The 299-nt window shown below is 32.8% G+C and carries 1 protein-coding gene; it reads left to right on the top strand.

Annotation, left to right across the window (positions count from 1 at the left end; genetic code table 11):
• The coding region (locus tag FD23_RS10845; RefSeq protein ID WP_483803746.1) for a restriction endonuclease subunit S domain-containing protein at positions 1-251 on the top strand (251 nt) is incomplete at its 5' end.
• Positions 252-299: the final 48 nt, after the last annotated feature.

The following is a 299-nucleotide window of genomic DNA, read 5'->3' as shown; positions in this document are numbered from 1 at the left end:
GATTTTTTGTGCTCCAATCCAGTGAAAACGATTTTTCTTACTGGATCGGAACAGTGTTCAGTTTAATTTTACAATCGGCGAAAGATATTCGAAACATAAGTGTTGATCTTCCAAGCAGATCAGAAATGAAATTGCTTGTAAAAAAATTAAACGTGGTAAACGATAAGATTTTACTAAATGAACAGATAAATGATAATTTAGATGAACTATCGACTGTTATTTTGGTTCAGTATAAAAACTTGTGTAAATGACTGAGAGACTTAGAAAGCTTTCCGCGATAGTTCCATTAACCGCAGGAA

This window comes from Lactobacillus delbrueckii subsp. delbrueckii DSM 20074 = JCM 1012, from assembly GCF_001433875.1.
In the GTDB taxonomy this organism is placed as follows: Bacteria; Bacillota; Bacilli; order Lactobacillales; family Lactobacillaceae; genus Lactobacillus; species Lactobacillus delbrueckii.
The sequence above is the reverse complement of the archived record's forward strand: the minus strand, read 5'-3'. Positions and strand labels throughout refer to the sequence as shown.